14 protein-coding genes are annotated in these 19,002 nt (G+C 42.7%); 3 read left to right on the plus strand and 11 right to left on the minus strand.

Annotated features, from left to right (window positions below; translation table 11 throughout):
- Window positions 1-405 precede the first annotated feature (405 nt).
- Complete coding sequence (def, locus tag KCG35_RS13450) at window positions 406-996, plus strand: peptide deformylase (protein ID WP_215820291.1); 591 nt, start codon at window positions 406-408, stop codon at window positions 994-996.
- 38 nt (window positions 997-1,034) lie between these two features.
- Here def and KCG35_RS13455 read toward each other — a convergent pair whose 3' ends face one another.
- Window positions 1,035-1,592, minus strand: a complete 558-nt coding sequence (locus KCG35_RS13455; protein WP_215820292.1) for a hypothetical protein — start codon at window positions 1,590-1,592, stop codon at window positions 1,035-1,037.
- A 365-nt stretch (window positions 1,593-1,957) separates the two neighbouring features.
- Here KCG35_RS13455 and KCG35_RS13460 point away from each other — a divergent pair, with 365 nt between their 5' ends.
- On the plus strand, window positions 1,958-2,494 hold the full coding sequence (locus KCG35_RS13460; RefSeq protein ID WP_215820294.1) for an RNA 2'-phosphotransferase: 537 nt from the start codon (window positions 1,958-1,960) through the stop codon (window positions 2,492-2,494).
- 13 nt (window positions 2,495-2,507) lie between these two features.
- Here the strand turns inward: KCG35_RS13460 and KCG35_RS13465 are convergent, their stop codons facing one another.
- Entirely contained in the window at window positions 2,508-3,215 is a 708-nt protein-coding gene (locus KCG35_RS13465; RefSeq protein WP_507236965.1) for a pentapeptide repeat-containing protein, read from the minus strand.
- 784 nt (window positions 3,216-3,999) lie between these two features.
- Here KCG35_RS13465 and KCG35_RS13470 point away from each other — a divergent pair.
- Window positions 4,000-4,434 (plus strand): SitI3 family protein, encoded by a 435-nt coding sequence (locus KCG35_RS13470; protein ID WP_215820298.1) that lies wholly within the window; start codon window positions 4,000-4,002, stop codon window positions 4,432-4,434.
- Between the two features lie 18 nt (window positions 4,435-4,452).
- Here the strand turns inward: KCG35_RS13470 and KCG35_RS13475 are convergent, their stop codons facing one another.
- Genes KCG35_RS13475 through KCG35_RS13515 form a run of 9 tightly spaced genes read right to left on the minus strand, consistent with a single transcriptional unit; the run spans window position 4,453 to window position 18,834 of the window.
- The gene (locus tag KCG35_RS13475) at window positions 4,453-4,887 is read right to left on the minus strand and encodes a hypothetical protein (RefSeq protein ID WP_215820300.1); all 435 of its coding nucleotides are present in this window, start codon (window positions 4,885-4,887) and stop codon (window positions 4,453-4,455) included.
- A gap of 35 nt (window positions 4,888-4,922) precedes the next feature.
- Window positions 4,923-6,245, minus strand: a complete 1,323-nt coding sequence (locus tag KCG35_RS13480; RefSeq protein WP_215820302.1) for a hypothetical protein — start codon at window positions 6,243-6,245, stop codon at window positions 4,923-4,925.
- A 7-nt stretch (window positions 6,246-6,252) separates the two neighbouring features.
- The gene (locus KCG35_RS13485) at window positions 6,253-7,119 is read right to left on the minus strand and encodes an outer membrane lipoprotein-sorting protein (RefSeq protein WP_215820304.1); all 867 of its coding nucleotides are present in this window, start codon (window positions 7,117-7,119) and stop codon (window positions 6,253-6,255) included.
- On the minus strand, window positions 7,106-9,463 hold the full coding sequence (locus KCG35_RS13490) for an efflux RND transporter permease subunit (protein ID WP_215820306.1): 2,358 nt from the start codon (window positions 9,461-9,463) through the stop codon (window positions 7,106-7,108). The genes KCG35_RS13485 and KCG35_RS13490 overlap by 14 nt, the downstream gene beginning before the upstream one ends.
- Window positions 9,464-9,475: 12 nt before the next feature.
- On the minus strand, window positions 9,476-10,678 hold the full coding sequence (locus KCG35_RS13495) for a CDP-alcohol phosphatidyltransferase family protein (RefSeq protein WP_215820307.1): 1,203 nt from the start codon (window positions 10,676-10,678) through the stop codon (window positions 9,476-9,478).
- A gap of 21 nt (window positions 10,679-10,699) precedes the next feature.
- Window positions 10,700-12,298 carry an AMP-binding protein gene (locus KCG35_RS13500; protein ID WP_215820309.1) on the minus strand — a complete coding sequence of 533 codons (1,599 nt, stop codon included), beginning with the start codon at window positions 12,296-12,298 and terminating at the stop codon, window positions 10,700-10,702.
- Between the two features lie 4 nt (window positions 12,299-12,302).
- On the minus strand, window positions 12,303-13,571 hold the full coding sequence (locus KCG35_RS13505; RefSeq protein WP_215820311.1) for a GNAT family N-acetyltransferase: 1,269 nt from the start codon (window positions 13,569-13,571) through the stop codon (window positions 12,303-12,305).
- Window positions 13,568-16,411, minus strand: a complete 2,844-nt coding sequence (locus KCG35_RS13510) for a PEP/pyruvate-binding domain-containing protein (RefSeq protein WP_215820313.1) — start codon at window positions 16,409-16,411, stop codon at window positions 13,568-13,570. Before KCG35_RS13510 ends, KCG35_RS13505 begins: the two co-directional genes overlap by 4 nt.
- Complete coding sequence (locus tag KCG35_RS13515; protein WP_215820315.1) at window positions 16,408-18,834, minus strand: hydroxymethylglutaryl-coenzyme A reductase family protein; 2,427 nt, start codon at window positions 18,832-18,834, stop codon at window positions 16,408-16,410. Before KCG35_RS13515 ends, KCG35_RS13510 begins: the two co-directional genes overlap by 4 nt.
- Window positions 18,835-19,002: the final 168 nt, after the last annotated feature.

Raw genomic sequence — 19,002 nt, forward strand, 5'->3', positions numbered from 1 at the left:
TATTGTTAGAGGACCCCTTAAAAAATAACTATCGTTATGACCTTTTTGCGTGCTCCCTCACATCATATAAGTATCTCACTTTAAATAAGCTTTGCTCTTTATAGAGTGATTTCCAATATGGGGTAGTGGCAAGATAAGCGTTAACTTATTTCTAGAAATATGGCCTAAGTTTATGACCTGATATTTTCCCTGAAAACCAGTCATTTTGGATCGATATGAATACTGTTACCAATAGCCAGAGGCTAGTAGGCGTGTCATATTAGATGATAAAACATGAAGCTAAAAAACTTTACATGACTATATTTTGTTTTTTATACTGTGTCAATTAAAGTCAGTTGTCGTAGAAAAACTTTTGTTATGTCTATCTGTAAATTGGCAAGAATGCTGATAATAGGGCTGTGTGTTATGAGTCAAGGATGCATTGAACAAGGTATTGAAAGTAGTGGGGATACTAACCAAAGTAACAAACCACTATTTAACCATCCTGAACTATTTACCCACACTCGATCTGTTGTTCAAAATAAGGTTTTACGTGCTGAAAATCAGCCAATTCAACCAGAGGCGATTCCTGCTGAGCTTGTGGATAAGATGAAACGCATTTTGCAAGAGTCTGGTGGTATTGGTATAGCAGCACCCCAAATAGGTATCAATAAACAAGCTATCATCATAGTCAGAACCGATAAACCTGATAGCCCTATGCAAGCCTATTTTAACCCAAGGTTGACATGGGTAAGCAAAACGTTAAGTAAGGATTATGAGGGTTGTTTGTCTGTACCTGAGGGTGTGGGGTTGGTTGAAAGACCATCAGATATTACGGTTCGTTACCTTAATGAGGCTGGTGAAGCGCAAGAAGAAACGCTTTCAGGAATCATAGCAAGGGTTTTTCAGCATGAGATAGACCACCTTAATGGTATATTGTTTATCGACAAGAAGTTAGACCAGCCTTTATTATCGGTTGAAGAGTATCTAAAAATGAAGGCAGAGAAAAAACAATAATACAGTGTGTGTTGTATATATATAACACTACGTAGTTTTTACGTAGTGGGTTCAGTGCTGTTTATAAGGATATGTATTGGGAAGTCCTTCCCAACAATCTCTTTTATACAAGGTATCTCTTCAAGTTCAGACGCTAGACTGCCTGTTGATAAATATAAGTCAGTATATCCATGCTGGAACAAAGTCCTTGCAATTTCAAACCCATCTTTTGTACTGTTTGGCAATTGTATGTCAATAAAGATTGGAGTTGCTTTATCTACACTAGGCAGTGTTTTCTCTAATTCTTGATATGTATTAAGAAATAAGCCTTTTAAACCATGCTTTTCTGCTTTCACTTCCCATAATGTTCTTATAATGAACTCGTCTTCTATCTGAATAAAATCAGGAGATGTTTTTTGTATATCACGCTTAAAAGGCTCATGCTGACTTTTTGCCTTTGGGCTGGGATGTACTGATTCTTGCTGAGTGTTACTAACACTTCTATCTGAAACGTCATCCAAATGATATTTGCTGCCTCTTGATTGCAGGTCATGTTGTTTACGGCAAGCAGGTGATGACAGGAAAAACTGCCGTAATCTGGCTAGAACCTTTTGCATATTAACTGAACTAAACATAACATGGGTATTTTGAATATTGGTGATGTTATTGAATTTGATTTTGCCTTATTCACCACAGTTTTACTATCTATTCATTTCAAGCAGTGTTTGTTAGAAAAAAAGCTGACAAATTTATCAAATGAAATGTTTAAGTTTGTATCTGTATGTAACTTTTATAAATTTATTAGACCAGTTGTTCAAATTTTATCAAGTAACTTGTTCATTAAATACAAGCTTGTCTAAGTTAATATAGCTTTCGCTACTGGTTTAGTTACCTCAAGCTTACTAGATACTCTTGATGGTAGTGTTTTGCGCTATTCGAAGAGCAGTAGTTAACCTAATACTCTTATTAAAAAGTCCCTCCTATGGATAAGCAGCTGAAAAAAGTATCAAAATATTTAAGTTTTTTATTACGCCATAAACCTGACTCGATTGGTCTTATCCTTGATGAGCAAGGTTGGGCTTCTATTGCAGCGTTAATCGAGCTTACTACAGACGTTGAGTTAAGCCGAGAAATTATAGAGGTCGTTGTTGAAACAAATGATAAGCAGCGTTTTAGTATTAGCGAGGATGGAACTAAAATCAGGGCAAATCAAGGACATTCAATTGCTATAGACTTAAATTTAGCGCCTATTGAGCCTCCTGGATGTTTGTATCATGGAACGGCTACTCGCTTTTTAGCGAGCATTATGGAAAAGGGCATAACAAAACAGCAACGGCATCATGTACATCTAACAGAGTCTATAGCTGTAGGTAAGGCTGTTGGTGGACGATATGGTAAACCTGTTATTTTAGTCATTGATGCTCAGGCAATGTTTCAAGATGGGTTTGTCTTTTTTAAAACGGCTAATAATGTATGGTTAGTTGAAGAGGTTCCTCCAGCCTATATAAGGGCCTGTTGATAGGCCCAAAGACTTAGGGGCAAAATCCAGGGTCTTGATCAAATTTACAGAGAGGGTGATCAAAACACTCATCATTTTTCATTTCTTTTATTTGCTCAGCTAAAATAGTTGCGCCTAGCAAGCTTGTACAATGTAAGTCTGCTTGATTAAGGTTGGCTGTCGTAAAATCAGCATTTGGAAAATAAGTACTCAGTACTGTTGTATTGTGTAGATTAGTGCCTGCTAGGTTAGTGTTTGAAAACCGGTAACCAAATAATTCTGCATGGCTCAAATCTGTGCCTGTTAGATTGACCGTATCCGCTAATTTATTTTGAGTCAGTTGAGCATGTTGCATATTGGCGGCAGTTAAATTAACCCTGTTAAGAGATACATGCCCCCAGTAGGTTTGCGATAGGTTTACTCCTGTCATATTCGTATTATCAAAGTAAACTTCAATAAGTTGTGTGTTACTCAGGTTGCTGTGAGTAAGATCAACATTGATGATCGTGCTGTAGCTAATGCTAGCGCCTGCCAGATTTGCATTCATCAGAGCAGTGTCCTGAAGTTTCAGTGATTCGAAACTTAAACCCGATAAATCACAAAAGGAAAGATTACAATTGACGCATTTATTTGTTTCTAGCAGTTTTTGTTTATCTTTTTCATTGCACGATGCGGATAGAGACAGGTTGTGAATACTGAGTATGCTGACAAATATTACTGAATAAATTTTGTACGTTCTCATTAGAATTTCCTTATAAGTTTATCCGTGTTATGCAACTGGTCATTGCTGGTTAAGTTATACACTCGTCAATCTAATCCACAGCCAGCTTCAATATAAAACTTTGCTATATATCCTTTTGTTTGAGTGAGCATTTTTAGAGGTGTCCCTAAGCCTACTAGTGTGGCAAGTATGTTTGCTGTGTTAGATCAAATGCAGCTTAAGTACAATCATTGTAGCGGCTACAATCCTCACTCACCTGTCAGACGAATTTTGCTAAATACCTGTTGGTATGAGTAATTTATATGAAAGTCAGGTGATACCGCTTTTTGAATCTATAGTGATAAAGCTTAGTATGTGACTTTGTTTATTCAGTTTACTTATGGGTACCTCTAAACATGCACTTTTTCCGTGAAAGCTGTGTCAGCGCTGTACTCGGATCCTCATGTATGCCTTATACACTGCGGTCCTCTGTGCAGTGCTTCCTTGCTCTCACAAAAAAAATCACTATTTTTAGAGGTACCCTTATGAAAAGTTGAAATATTTCCAGCTTGAGCACGATATTAGTGACTAATAATATACGGTTTTATTGAGTGCCAATTTGCGCTTTTGGGAATCCAGGTTTAACTTTTATAAAAAAAGCAGTCTCTAAAGAATGAGGTGGCTTAAGATATTTTCAGTTAAACGTGGAACCATAAAGTAGCCTTTAAGAATCATTTTGCTGTCTTTGAAAATTAGATGACGATGAGTGATTCTTATAGGATTTAAATTAATCTTTCAGTCAATAAGTAAGCTAAGGGGGAAGTCCATGACACCTTCTTTTGATTTCTTTATCAAGGGAGCAGGAAAGGAAGCCATTACCCAGCTGATCGATGAACACTATTTACAATTATCGCAAGATAAAAGAGAGCTCATTTCATTTGCTGTTGAGCATAAAAGTGAAGATGAGTTCATGGGTGAGGAAGACTCATGGGCTTGTATGATTCAGGAGGATTATGGCTTTTTACCTGACATACAGGTTATTTTCTATCCAAAAGAGGATCAGTTAGATGAAGCAGCAATCATTGCTGTTTATCTAATCAAACAAATACTAAACCATTTCGATGGAGATGCCGTCCTAATTCATGACTTTGATGCAGATATGTTAATTCGACGTAATGGCGAAATTAATCTGGCATCAGAAGATGAATGCTGGTCTGAATCGCTATTAAATGCGCTTACTCAGGATACAAGAGCAGCCTGATTTTTGCTGTCTGTTGGCCTAAAAAACAAGCACATTTGCAATAGGTTGATGCCAATTGATTAAAACCAACAGAGTACCCAGCATCGAAAGGGGGATAAAGACTATCCCTCGTTTAATGGGTAGTAGGGTTATCAAGGAGCCAAGTGTTGAGCATTTAATCATATAGGTGACGAGATTAGTCATGATATCGGGGGTGAGTTCAATCCATATACCTTGACTTTGTGCTGCTTTGGCTAATAAAAGGAACGTACCAAGCACCATTACAAACAAACAGCAACTGACAGCAACTATCAAGCGTTGAAGTGCGCCTGAAACATAAGCGGTAAATCCCTGCTTAAGCTTGTTTGTTGTTTCTGAATCTACCTTGCCAAGCTTAATTGCACCTTCTTTAGTGTGGTTTGGCTTTATAACATTTAGTTTTACGTCACAGGGCTTCGCAATATTTACTTTCATGATGCTTGTTATCCATTAACTGGTTGAGTCCCTGTTTAAAAATACCAGCTAATTTCCGCTCTTAAATAGTCCTCCTGTTGTAAAAATGAAAGTTTGTGACTAGGGTCCTGGTTTAAGGTGTTAAGCCAATCCCATCCGCTTTTTGGCATGCTTTGTCTTTGAGAAAACCAGCGACTCTCTATTGTGAGTAGAAGGTTTGGGGTAAGCCTATGTTCAACTTCCAGGCTCCAGTTTTTACTGTTGTCATCAATGATTACTCCCAATAAAGCTTGTGTGCTGGCAAAGTTGTTCATTGTCCAACGCGTACCCAGAAACCAGCCGTTACTCATACGATCAATAGGAGCATTATCACCTCGGTCATCAAATAGCCACTCGACTAACACACCCATATCAATACCTGTGTTAAATGCATTCACCTCTGTGTATTCAAAACCTGTGGTGACAGCAGTATTTCGGTCCCAAGGACCAATGCCTGAGTCACTGAGTAGCTCCAGTTTAAATGCCCAGCTTTGCCAAAGATATTGTGCTTCTAATCCGGTTAAGTCAGTAATGTCGTAGACAGGCCGGATTTTTGGTGAGTAGTAAGCGTTATTTCTGGTGGTGTGGCTAAGAGTAGAGAGCAAAGGTTGAGGTGTTTCCAGTTCAAACCAGGGATCACGACTCGTGCCGTGAAAGTGAAAGAGTCCGAGGTCAAGCTGACCTAATGTTTGCTGCCAGCGAATGGCCCAGTCGATGTGTTTGCTTTCTGCACCTGACTGAAAATGTGCGTCACCCATTTTAATAGGCATACGTAAACGGCCTTTGCGTCCTGGAAAGGTTCTTTCCCGAAAGCCAGGTAATACATAGCCATTAATAGCTCCAGAAGGATAAAAGTAAGCGAGATTTAGCATGGGCTGGCCTAACTTATCTTCACCATCAATGTTTTCAACCAAATCAGTTTGATTTAACACTGCTAAGAGATGCCTACTCTCAGTCACCCCCCAAAATTGTTGAAGAATGCCAGCACGGAGCAGCCATTGATCTGAGGGTTGATAGTCCCAACTTAGCTCTCGGATATCCCAGTGAGTACGCTTTTTATCCACAGCATCATAACGAGCAAAGAGATCAAGACGCAGCGGGCTAGAGGCTTGAGCTAAAGTGTGTTGGGCCTTAAGTTGCCCACAGAATGAGAGGTTCGAGTTCTCCTGTTCAGGGTAACCCGTATTAGGAAAATAACTCAGTTCGATACCAAACTCTGGATCCCAAAGGGTATCCATTTCATGGGCTGATGCGGCTGTGGATAAGTATAGTCCAGAGCAGAGCAGTGAAATGATTGCACTGAGTAATGAGGCGCTGATGATACTGCCGTTAGACATCATGTTACGCTCAGTGGGCTTGGCTACGTAGTTGATACTGACTGAACTGCGCTGTAGTTAGGCCGGTTTTGAAGCGATAATCACTGTATTCCAGAATCGTTTTTTTCCCTGTTTGATAGTTTTCCATAATACTGCGAAGAGGGCGCCAGTAAGCATTAGCATATTGCTGGTAACCCTCAAAAAAGAGGGTTTTTAATAAGGTATTCTTGCGGTCATAAAAATCAATGCGCCAAATCCGGTAGGCTTGTTTGTCTAGCCAAACATGCTGCTTACTGTATCCAGAGTGAATATCTTTAGGTGTTCGTTCTAGTAGCCAGGCTGGTTTGTCTTCAAATTGAGTGCTTTTTAATAGTCGATAACTGTAATCATCGACTTCTTGGCGAATCATATCTTCATAGGCAAACTCACTACCCACAAAAGGACCAGATCGATCATTAGCAGTGATTCGTTTCACTCGACGCAAGGCAGGTAAGTAGAGCCATTGATCATCATTCGCTTGAGGGTGGGCATGTGTGAGTAGAACCGTACCCTTCTGATCACGAGGTGAAAGAAATAGAGTTAAGCTTCTGTCCCCATCCTTAGTCATTTCCAATGTATTGACCGCTAATGAGCGTTCTGCACGCCGGCCCATAGCATCAAGCAATATCATTTTTACATTTACCTGCATATCGCTGTACCCAAGGTCCTGTAAATCCGCATTTTCAGCAATTTCATAGCCGCGCTTTTTAGCCTCTGCTAAAGCCTGAGGGACTTGCTGATTGCTTGCCGTTGATGCTTGAGAGGTATGAGTGACAATTAAGGTGCTGGCTATAACAGAGAAGCTAAAGGTGAGCCAATAGACTGTTTGTCTACAGGAGATTTTATTAATGAGGTGCATGCTCTACTTCCTTGATAACTGAAAGGTGCGTTAATCGTTGGTCTAAAAGGAACAGCAGTGGAGGTAGCAATAACAGGTCGATAACCAGCGCAAAGATAATGGTAATAGCAGTTAATAAACCAAGCTGAGCATTGGGGGTGTAGTGGCTGGCGGCTAACACTGCAAAGCTGGCAGCAAGGACAATACTGGTTGTCACAATAGCCACACCACTACTCTCTAATGTGGTGGTTAATGCCTGGGAGGGGGTGAGGCCTTGATGTCTTCTGGCATGAAGATACCGATGTAAAAAGTGAACGGTATCATCCACCACTAACCCTAACGTCAGGCTGGCGACAACGGAGATACTGAGGCCAACTTGTCCTGATAGCCACCCCCATAAGCCAAATGCCATCGTGATAGGGAATAGATTAGTGAGCATGCCCAAACTGCCCACTTTTAAGGAGCGAAGAGCACCAATAATGATGAAGGATATTAATAAGAGTGCCACTAAGGTGCCGTAATACATCGCAGGAATATTATTCAGTGCGATATGGGCAAACATCATGTCGATACCAATACCCTGGCTAATTAACCCCGCTTTTTGCTGTGTCTGTACAATATCGGGAGCATGTAGCTCAAGCCAGTTTTGCACCCGTTGATCAAAAGCCAGAATAGCTGCAGAGTCTGTTAGCCAAAGTCTAACCGTCAAACGTGTAGCATCATGGTTGAAACTGATTCGATTGTTCAGGTCATGCCCGTAAGGTAGGGACAACTCATACAACAACTGATACTGTGCAATCAACTCAGCTTTGTCAGGAATAGTGTATTTAGCGGGCTTATCAGCATGTAAAGCTTGGTTAAGACGTTTGATGATATCGCTATAGGTTTCAACATGAGCAACTTCTGGTTGCTGTCTTAACCAGTGACTGAATTTAGCCAAGGTCTGTTGATAGCTGGGCTGAAATATTCCCTCTGCTTTATCAGTTGGCAAAATATAGTCAATGCGATGTAAGCCTGTTAAGTGATGATCAATAGCCTCCGCGTTTTGCCGAAATTCAAAGCTGTTATCAAAAAATGCAATGAAGGTTTCGTTAATCTTATTTTGGCTAATACCTACTATCAGTAAGAGAGATAAGAGCAGGCTACTTGTTAAAAATACATATGGGTATTGGGCCAGCTTTTTAGCCAGGTAAGGCATGAAACGACTAATCACTGATGCATTAGCTGTGACTGGAATAGGTTTTATTAACAAGAAGGCCGGTAGCATCACTAATGCTAATAACAGTGCAGCACCAACACCTATCGCAACTACATTGCCTAAGTCATGAAATGCTGGAGAAGAACTGAAATTCATTGCCAAAAAGCCGATTATCGTGGTCACACTGGTTAAGATAACGGGCCGGCTGTTGAGGCGAAGTGATTCAATAACAGCGGCAGATGGGGTTAATCCCTGTCGGCGGTGATACATAAAACCATTTAGCAGGTGAATACAATCAGCAACCGCAATAATCATAATCATGCTGGGTGCAAATGCGGTTACGGGAGAAATAACTGGGTTTATCCAGCCCTTGATACCAAAAGCAATGGTCACAGAGAGTGTGACCAAAGTGAGCACCAGCAGCATTGCCCGTGTACTGCGAAGTAAGATCACAAGAAAGACAATGAGTACGGCATAGCTTAAGGGAATCAGTGTCAGTAGATCTTGCTCAGTCGCTACCGCAAAAACTTCATCCGCAAAGACTGAACCACTGGCAAAGAATTGAAAGTGTGGATAGCGTTGCTTGAAGTCAGTCAGCATGTTGCGGATGTATTGAGTAACCTGGCGTGTTTCAGCAATAGGGTTGTCTGGCAAATGCAAGCCAACATTTACCGCTGTCATGATTTGATCTTTGCCAAGTAGAAGTTGGTTAACGGCAGGTTCTTGTTGTAAACGCTGTAAAGCAACCTTTATTTCAGCAGAGGACAGTGAGACAGGATTATCTAGTAATGGTGCAACTTGGATGTCATCGCCTTGCGCCTGAATGTATTTATAGTTGGTGACTGATGTGACACGTTGGGAAAATGGAATTTGCCAAGCTGCTTGTGTGAGTTCGTAAAGTGCCTGTATTGCTTCTGGCGTTGTTGCGTTTTCTTTGGAGTTTTTATTTCGAATGACTAAATAGGCATTTTGGGTTTTACCGTACTGACTTTCTAAGCTATTCAATGCCAAGCGGTAGGGATCATCATTAGCGTAATACACCTGATAATCAATCGATATCCATAGTTTAGCTAAACCACTACAGCTGATTAAAACCAGTAATAAACAACCCACCAGAGCAGTTTTGGGATAGCACAATAGCCAGTGAGTGAGCGAAAGTTTTCGCATGTTCATTCCCTCCTAGAACTGGCTACTTTTAAGTTGTTTACGATAAAGCCAGCGTTTAACAAGCAATGCTGTTAGCGGACCAGCAATAAAGATAATAATGCAGGTGCTAACCGGTAAACCAAGCACTAAACCAGTGAACAGGCAGATGCCAAGGGTGGAATCCAGTTGGTCAAGGCCAATGAAGAGCCAGCGATATGAGCTGGTTTGGTCAGCAGCACCACCAGGTGGGATATTACAACGCCGTTTTAACCAGGAATTAGGCAGTTCAGCCAGGGTATAAGCAAGGCCAAGTTCGCAGCCGATAACCGCAAAAGTAAGGCTATCCCAAGGCGGTGTAAGATTAAACACAGTCCATAGCGGGTAGCTTAGCCAGGCTGCGCCCCCGGTATAGGCTGACATCAGTACCACACCACGCCAGGTTTTATTGGCACCGAACCACTTGCTATGAATTGGCTTGGTGAGATTCGGTAGATGCTGCCGTTTAACACTCCACATATGACCAATGCCACCAATGACAACAGGTAAGATAAGTTGGAGTGGCCATAACAGGAGAGTTGAAAGTGTTAACTGCTGTTGATAAGTGGACAGAGTTTGGTGCTGGTAGATATCCACCAAAAGCAAAACGAATGCACTTCCTCCTAATACGGCCAACATAAGTTTGGCATTGCGAAACTTATGAAAGGTATAGCGGCTGACCATTGCCAGAGACATTGCCAGGAGTAGCAAGGCAAGTATGTTAAAGGGCGCATTGCCAAACCATAGGTAAAGAGGGTAGACCACCAACAGGAGCAGTACACTCCAAAAGACGGGCAAGCCTAGATAGGCAAGTGATTGCTCTGCATTTTTAACATTACCTATCTCATTAAAAACAGCCAGACGAACGATGCCCGCAGCAATAAAGGTAATAATGGCGATGACATGAAATGGGTGAGAAAACCCCAGTAAGTAGAGAAACAGCATGGGGGCCACCAGGTAATCCAGTATGTCAACAAAACCATCAAGGTAGCGGCCAAAAGGACGTTCTGTTTTGAGCCGGCGAGCCAGTAGCCCATCAAAAGCATCGCAAAGCATGGCCAGACACATACAGCTCAATGCCAGCGCAAAGTGTCCAGAAAGCATGAGTCCAATACTTAAGCTGATCCAGACAACACCTGATAGGGTCAACCAGTCAACAGCATTCAGACGGACCAGAAAAAAAGGATGAGGGCTGTCCATGGGCAAAACTCCTTTGCTTCGCTAGCTCAGTTGTTGGCGTAATAACTGGCGATCGACTTTGCTATGGTGACGATTATCAAGAGGCAGTTGATTAACCCAGCATAACCTGGGTAGAGGAACCTCAAGCTGCTGGCAAATACGTTGTACTTCATCAGTAATGTGCTGTCGATCTGCTTTGGCGGAGGTCACCAAGGCCAGTGTTGCTTTGCCTCGGCAGGCAATCAGTACACTGTTAATAACACCTGGAAGCATTTCTACTCGGCATTCAAGCGGGTAGGGGTAAATGGTCATGTTGGCCAGTTCGATGATGTCTTTGATACGGCCTGTCAGCCATAACCGGCCACGGCCATCGAAATAGCCACTATCTCCTGTACGGTGCCATACCTGACCATCAGTGGTTGGAATCTTAAGTGATTGAGTTAACTCATCGTTATCAACATATTGCTTAATAACGTGTGGCCCTTTTACCAGTACCTCACCAATCACTCCTGGGGGAAGTTTTCGAGCTAATAAAGTCCCCTCATCCAGTCCTTTGGCTGAGTCCATAGTGGGGACAATTAAGACTTCAGCGACGGAAGCGGGTTTACCCACCAGATAACCATTTGGCATGCTTTCGTTAATAATTTCATCAATAGAAGCGCTACTAATAGGTTCAGCTTCAGTTGCACCATAAATGACTTCAATACGTGCATTAGGAAAGGCCAGCTTCATTTGTCGGCATAACCTGACTGAAACACTACTACCTCCAATGGCGATGTAATTAATCTCCGTCCAAATTTGTTCTTTGGCGAGTAACTCACGTGTGAGTATTTCGACAAGTTTGGGAAAGCCAATAATCCTAGTGACTTGTTGTTGCTTGGCTTTTTGTACAAGCAATTGCAGTTGATTTGGCGTAAGTAGATTACCGTTGAGATTAACAAAAAAGGTACTGACGCCACTGCTTAGAAAGTGCAGAGCCATGACGGGTAGCTGAGTCATGACGGTAGTGCCAGATTGGTCTCGCCACAGTTTTTCTAAGGCTTGATGCTGGGTAATCAGGCTCTGGTGAGTACGAGCTGCACCCTTTGGCAAACCAGTGCTACCCGATGTATAGGTAATAAGCGCATTATCACTGTCTGTGCAGTCTCTGTAAGAAGTGGTATGGCTTTGATGTGCGGGTTGCTGAGGCTGCAGTAATTCCTCAATACTCACCGCAGGAATTTGCCACAGTGTAGGCATTAGCCATCGCCAACGCAGTAACCGGCGTCCGCCAATAATGGCTTTACATTGGCTTTTTCGGAGTGTTTGCCCAATGCGCTTACTGCCCATTTTAGGGTCGATAAATACAACAACCAGCCCCAAACTGAGTAATGCAATTAGCAGTGCATAAAGGTTAATACTGGGTCTTAGTAAAACAACAATGCGGTCTCCGGCTTTAAACCCCGATTGAGTGAGAGCGTGCTGAAGTTGTTGAATATGTTGATTTAGTTGTCCATAACTTATGGCTTTATTGCCTTTCTTGGAGTCATCCAGTTTATTAAGTAACAGTAAAGCCGTTTGTTCTGGAAATTGTGCCATCGTTTGTAATGGCAACTGTGCCGCATTCGTTATTTTTGTATTGGCAATAGGTGCTGCTGACATAGCCTTACTCCTTGGTAGTCATGCAGGGTGGAATTTGACAGGGATGGAGTGACTTGCAGAACAAGCCATACTGATGCGTTTCACAATCAGGTCCATCACATAGCAGGCTGGCTAGTTTTGCTGATGCATTGTCATCTCTAATCAGGACGGCTCCCATACCATGATAGTGTTGGCGAATAGCATGCGCTGCCGTCAGACATAACCAGGCAGCAATGCCTCGATGCTGATGATTGGGTAAAACGCCAGCCGTTTTAATCAGGCAAACAGGATCATTTAGTAGCGATGTGTGTTGGGGGTAGTTCAATTGCTGTTGATTGAGCGGTTTCCTGTCAGGATGGTTACGTTGGTAGTCCTGATTCAGAATGGGTCCATAATCGGGGGTGCATACCACAAAACCAACTACCTCTCCATTCCTTTTATCTGTAGCCAGCCACGAGGAATGAGGGCAGAGCCGGCTGGCTAAAGGTTGCAAAATGTGCGATTTAAATAGCTGAGGGTTGATTGAGGTATAAGCCAGGTTGTGAGAGAACGTATGCTCAACTAAAGGGTATAACCTGTCTTGTAATTGATGTAAGCGCTCACTCGTCAGTGGACTGAGTTGAAAGCGGGATGATAAACGTTTATTTAGCTTCTCTCTGAGCTGTTCATTTTGTTGTGCATTAAACTGCAGCTGATGGGTAAATTTACTGTGATAGGTCGTGTGTTGTTTAAAGCCAAGCTCTGTGAGTAAAGGAGCGTAATAATAGGGATTCCAGGGCTCACTTGGAAAATAGGATGTATCAAAATGAGATAAGCGCAGTCGATAACGGCCAAAGGTTGAGAAGTTAATAGGTCCTAATAACTGCGTTGCCCCTTGTGCTTTAGCCCAGACCTCCAGTTGGTCAAATAAGGCCTCATTAGTATGCAACTGTTCTGTGGTTTCCCAAAAGCCGAAATACGCCGTTGGTTGTCCATCAACGACTTGCTGAGGGTGATAAAAACCTGCCAAACGACTTTCATTAGGCATAACACCAAGCCATGCCTGACCAGCCTGAAAATAAGGATTTTTAATAGAAAATAGTTGTTGTATGTAGGCTTGCTGCTCAGGAATCCAGTAAGGCTCTTTTTGATATATGTGGTTGGGCAGAGAGAGGAAGGCTTCGGGTAGTGGTTGGTCTGCTAACCAAGGTTTAGCATAGAGAGCTTTGCCAGTAATTTCAAAAGCAGTATCCGTTAGACTAAAAGGCAGCGCCTGGTTAGTAGAAGCTAGAGAATCTGTTGTAGTATTAATCATACTGACGTCTCCTCTAGCACTGCTTTAGCTTTATTTGTTTTCTGGTCTGCGTCTTCTGACTGTGTGTTAAGTTCAGCATGTATTTGCTTGGTGGTGAGTGGGCTTTGCTGCAGCTGAATGTGGCCTGTTGTGCCATCCATCGTGACCCACTGCCCCGTTTCAAGTTGTTGAGTAAGGCCTGGAATATTAACAATGGCGGGTATACCCAGTTCTCGGGCAACAACAGCAGAGTGGGACAACGTTGAGCCTCGCTCTACGAGTATGCCTGCTGCGGTAGGAAATAGCGGCGCCCAACCAGGGTCAGTACGCACTGTACAGAGGATATGCCCTTGTAAATCCAAGTCATCGTTAGGGCTGAATATTTTTTTGATAGGGGCAGTAACCACGCCAGGATAGCAGCCAATACCTTTTAATTGCTGGTTTTCTGATGAAGCGTTTGCACCATGAGGTACTGCTTTATCAAAGCTCGATAGTGTCTTTGCTTTAAATTCATTATGTAAGTAAACAGGTCCTACAGTTTGAAAGTGGTGGGGTAAATCCTGCTGCTGGTATTCGCTGTATTCTGCTTTTCGTGTGGTTACCAGTGACTGCCACTGAGTCTGTACTGTTGTACCTTGCATGTACTGTTCTAACTCAGTAACGGTTAAATAAAAAATATCCTCAGGCTCAGCAATCACACCATAAAAAGCAAGCTGCTGGCCTATTTCACGATAAATGTCACGTATTAGTCCTATCGCGCGGGTTCTTGCAAGCCGCATACTTTCTCGATTTTTTACCGCTTTTCGCCATAAATTAAGTAGTTTCCAAATGCGGTGATAACGCCAGCGATATTTACCTAGAGGCTGCAACATAAGTTGTTGGCGAAGGGTTGATTCTGCTTGCGTTCGTAGATTTCGCTCGGTTTTGCCCAGTGTTGATAAGTTAAGGTTTGGGTTAGCGGTGTAGTTTTTTAGCAGAGCGACTAAGAAGTGCGGGTCTTGGCGGAGGGTGGTTGATTCTAGTTTCAGCTCACCCATGCAACGGTCGCCAAATGCTTCTATATAGTCCTGACAACGTTTATAAAATTCAGGATAACAGTATTGAATGGCAGGCATCACTTCATCATTGGCTAATCCCGTTAGCAGTCGAGCCAATCCTGGCTTGTTACGGATGTAGTCACATAACTTCATGAGATGCTTGGTAGGCTCAGTACTGGCAAGGGTTTCACCAGCAAGCAAATTGTTTTGTAATGCCTCTGCATTGTCGATTCCCAATGCTTGCAACTGGCGGTGCAAGCGGCCATTGGTCATCATCACCATAAAGTCATTGATTATGGGTGCTTGCCAGTTATCTAGCAGCTGGCGTTGTAGCCACTCTGCTTGTGCCATCAGCTCTGCAATGGGCTGGGTGTGCAGTAACGCTCGATTGACTTGTTGATAAGTGCTTTTAAAGTGAGATTCAAAGTCTCTGACGCGTTTATCCATAGTCATAAAGCCCCAGCATAACCTGCTGAGTGCATGTAGGCTGTCTGGTAAGCGGGTCAGGCGCTGGCGCCAATTGTCTGGTTGGCTTTCAATAAAATCCACTGGGTCTTGTAGACCCATCATCCGTTCCATATCCGCTTTATTGGTTTTGAAGCCTGGTAGAATCTGGAGAGCGGCATACCAGTGGTTGATATTGTAATAAACCCGTCCTTGTATCAGACCCAACATATTACTTAAGGCGGGCTGTAGCGCTTGTAGCTTGCTTTTGGATACGCCTAATAACTGAAAAGTTTGCTGATAGACGGTTTGATAGGCACGTAATGCGAAGGTAAAGGTGAGTGGTAGCGTGATACCACAGTAACTTTCCTGGATATTTGAGTTATCCCAAACCTGCCTTTTTCCAATGGGTTGTTCTGGTGCAGGAAGTGAAGTAATAGGTCGTGTCTGCAACCAATAGAGCTGATCATGAACAATAGTCCACTCTAAGTCTTGTGGACGGCCCAGTTGCTGAGCAACCTGAAACCCTTGCTGCTTAATGAGCTGAATTTGTTGAGGTGATAAACAGGGTTTTTCTTGCAATACCTCGGGGACGCTGGTGCGTTCGGTGCCTTGACCTATCGTTTGGGCATAGACAATTTGGAACTGTTTTTGATGGATCTGAGGTTTGATCTCCTCACTGAATAAGTCGACAGTAAACTCATCACAATCCGCAGTACCTGCTACTACGCCTTCAGCTAAGCCATGGCAAGCTGAAATAAGCCCTTGCTTGCGGCTGCCATTTATTGGGTGTGCAGTAAAGAAAACACCAGAGTACTCCCCTTCGACCATAGTTTGCACAATGACAGCGAGCGTTGTTTGGGAAAGAGACCGCTGATGCTGTTGACGATAGCGAACAGCACGCTCACCAAAGCCACTTACCATGACATTAATAACGGCCTTAGCGATATCTGGATAGTCTTCCAGGCAAATAAAAGAATCTAACTGACCTGCAAATGATAAAGTGGTTGAGTCCTCATCTGCGGCAGAAGAGCGAACGGCTAATCGGCCTTTAGGTAGCTCAGCTAAATAATGTTTGAGTTTTGATGCTAAATTAGGTGCAAGGTTTGAGGCAGCAAGTTTTTGTCGTATGAGAGCACATTGCTCTCGCTGTTCAGTCGGTGATAGCTGATCTAAAGCGCGGACCTGGTCAGTGAGCTGGCAATAGGCAAGTTGTTGCTCAAAAGAGGTGGTTGTTAATACGATCCATGCTGGCACTTGATACTGATTACGGGTTAGCCAAGCCAGGTTATAAGCTTTGCCTCCCAGCAGGTTTTTATCCGCACTGCAAGCTGCTTGCGCATCCATGACCATATGCTCATAGGTCGTATTAACCATCATGATGCATTCCCCCAAGCTTGAGTTGCAGTAGATTCCAATGCATTGATCATGGCTAAGGTCGTTGCCGTCAGGCGGGTCATAAATGGATAATCCTGCAGGGTATTTGCCAGCCAGTAGTGAGCAAGCCGGTTAACAGTAAAATCCAATAAACTGTAATGAAAACCCAAGTGCCACTGGGTTTTATCTAGAGTCATCTTTGTAGCTTGTTCCAGTTGCTGGCGGTGGAATTCACTGAACTTCAGTAAATAGGCTGGCGTTACCTGTTCTGGTTTTAAGGTAAATGCTAACAGCTCAACGCAGTCACGTTGTGGTAAGTGCCAGGTGGCTAACTCCCAGTCCCAAGCACATAGCTTCAGTTGGTTGCTGGTTTCACGAAACGCTAAATTGCGTGGATTAAAATCACCATGAATAAGTGTTTTGGGTTGTCGATCTAAAATGCCCCACCACATAGGCAGGTTTTCTAAGATAAGTTTTAGCTGTTGCTGATCTTGCTCAGTAAACCACTCGGGAAACTCATTAAATCCATGGTTTTGCAATAGCCGCCAAAGAGGCTGAAGCTGTACCATTTTTGTTTGGTTCATTACGCAGAGATTGAACTGTTCGAAAACCTGCTGTTCTTGTCCTAGAAATAAGCCGTGAAACTCAGCGATATCTTTGATTGCAGTCGTGATATGTGCCTCATGCCAGCCAGCCAGGTCATCAACGGTATTCATCAGTGTTAATGAATCCAACCATTCCAGTACCAATAGGTAAATTTCTCGCTCTTGGTTTTGGTATTGACCAAAGCATTGGGGGGCTATATCTGTAAAACAAGAGTCGTTGAGCTGATAAAGTTGCATTTCCCGCTGGTGACAGCCTTTGAAGAAAGTAGTACCACCCGCACGTTTTATTTCTTCTGCCAAGCGTGGATCACAGAATTGAGCCAAGGTCTGAAGCGTGTGAATAGCTTCTTCATCAGTCGGCTTAATTTTCAACATGACCTGAAGTGGCTGGTGTTGGTGCTGGAAATATAAACTGGCAGGTAATAAACCAAGAAACTTAGTGGTATGTTCTGATGTTAAGCGGCAGACAATACTTTCTGCATGACAGGGAGTTTCGCTAATTTTTATATGTTCTAACGCTTTGAAATGCTCTCCCATATGCGCTTGAAAAAAAGAAGGCGTTAGTTCTTCTTTTCGTAAGAATTTTATCGGACGATTTCTGCCTAAACGATCATGTGCTGCAGCAAACTGACCACTGGCGATAGCCGACAGTGTTGAAAGGTCAAGTGACAGACAAAACCCTGCAATGATCTCAGCAAAGCGCGCTGACTGGTGACTTCCTGCACAGCCTAATAGTGCAAGACACTCTTGTTGATGAGGTAGGCCAGTACCACCACCCACAGTACCCACCACCAAGCCTGGTAATAACATGCAGGCATAAATCCCTTGTTCCGTTTGTTCAATATGAAGGTGTGCCAGGCTGGACTCATGAACGCACGCAATATCTTGTCCAGTGGCTGTGAAAATAGCAGCAATAATATTGGCTACGTTAGCATTAACACCTGGAATACCTGCTTGTATGCTACCAGTGACGCCAGCTTGATAAGCTGAAACTAAATCCTTGGCTGAAACTTTTAATATTCGTTGTAAGACAGTTTCTGGAATATGAGCTTCAGCAATAACGCGTGTGCCTCGTCCAGACAAAAAACTTTGATAAGATGTTTTTTTATCACTGGCTAAGTTAGCTTCAATAAAAAATTGTTCGATAGTATGGCGGGGCTGATACTCTTGCAAAATCCACTGGCATGCATGCCAAGTGCAACTGGTTGTCATGTTTTGCCCAGAGGCATCACCTGTTTGATAGATAAAATTTAAATGAATAATACGCCCTAAAATTAATGGCTTTAATTCTATTAGTTCGGCATGTCGAGAACGTTGGCGTGTTTTTTCTTTAATGGCAATAAAATGTTTTCTAAGCCACTCCGAAAAATGTAAGGCACTTGTCAGACAGTCAAACTTAAAAAAAGGTGTGCGGATCATTCGTTGAGACAATACGGCAGTGCTAACACCACCGCTTTTAGAAATGGCGGTAGCTCCACGCGTAGCTGAAGCAACAAGAGCACCCTCTGTCGTTGCTAATGGTGTGTAAATAGTGCCTGTTGCATGCTGTCCATTAAATAAAAGTGGACCAGCAAGCCCAATAGGTACTTCTACTGAGCCAACAAAATTTTCTATATTAAACCTTAGTTGATCTGCTCTTAAGGACGTTTTTCCTACTCTATTAAACAGCTGTCCTGACTTTTCTTTTAGGAAGTCTAAACGAGTTTGTCTTGCTTCTTCAGTATAACGGCCACGCGCAGGAATTCTTTCTAATGAGTGTGTGCTAGTTAGCTCTAAAGGTTCTTCGGACGTTTTTGGTATTACAATTTTGGGTGCAGTCATACATCCTTTCCTGCTATTTTATACCCTACCTAGAGTATTCTTACGTTATTTTTTCTCACAAAAAGCTATATGTTTTGATATGATTTTATGGGTTTTTTACCAGTAAAAGAATTTGCAATTCTTTCATTAAGTTATATGTAAAAGATATTGTTTAATATCGTAGTTTAC

It is taken from the genome of Zooshikella harenae, assembly GCF_018837975.1.
Classification (GTDB): domain Bacteria; phylum Pseudomonadota; class Gammaproteobacteria; order Pseudomonadales; family Zooshikellaceae; genus Zooshikella; species Zooshikella harenae.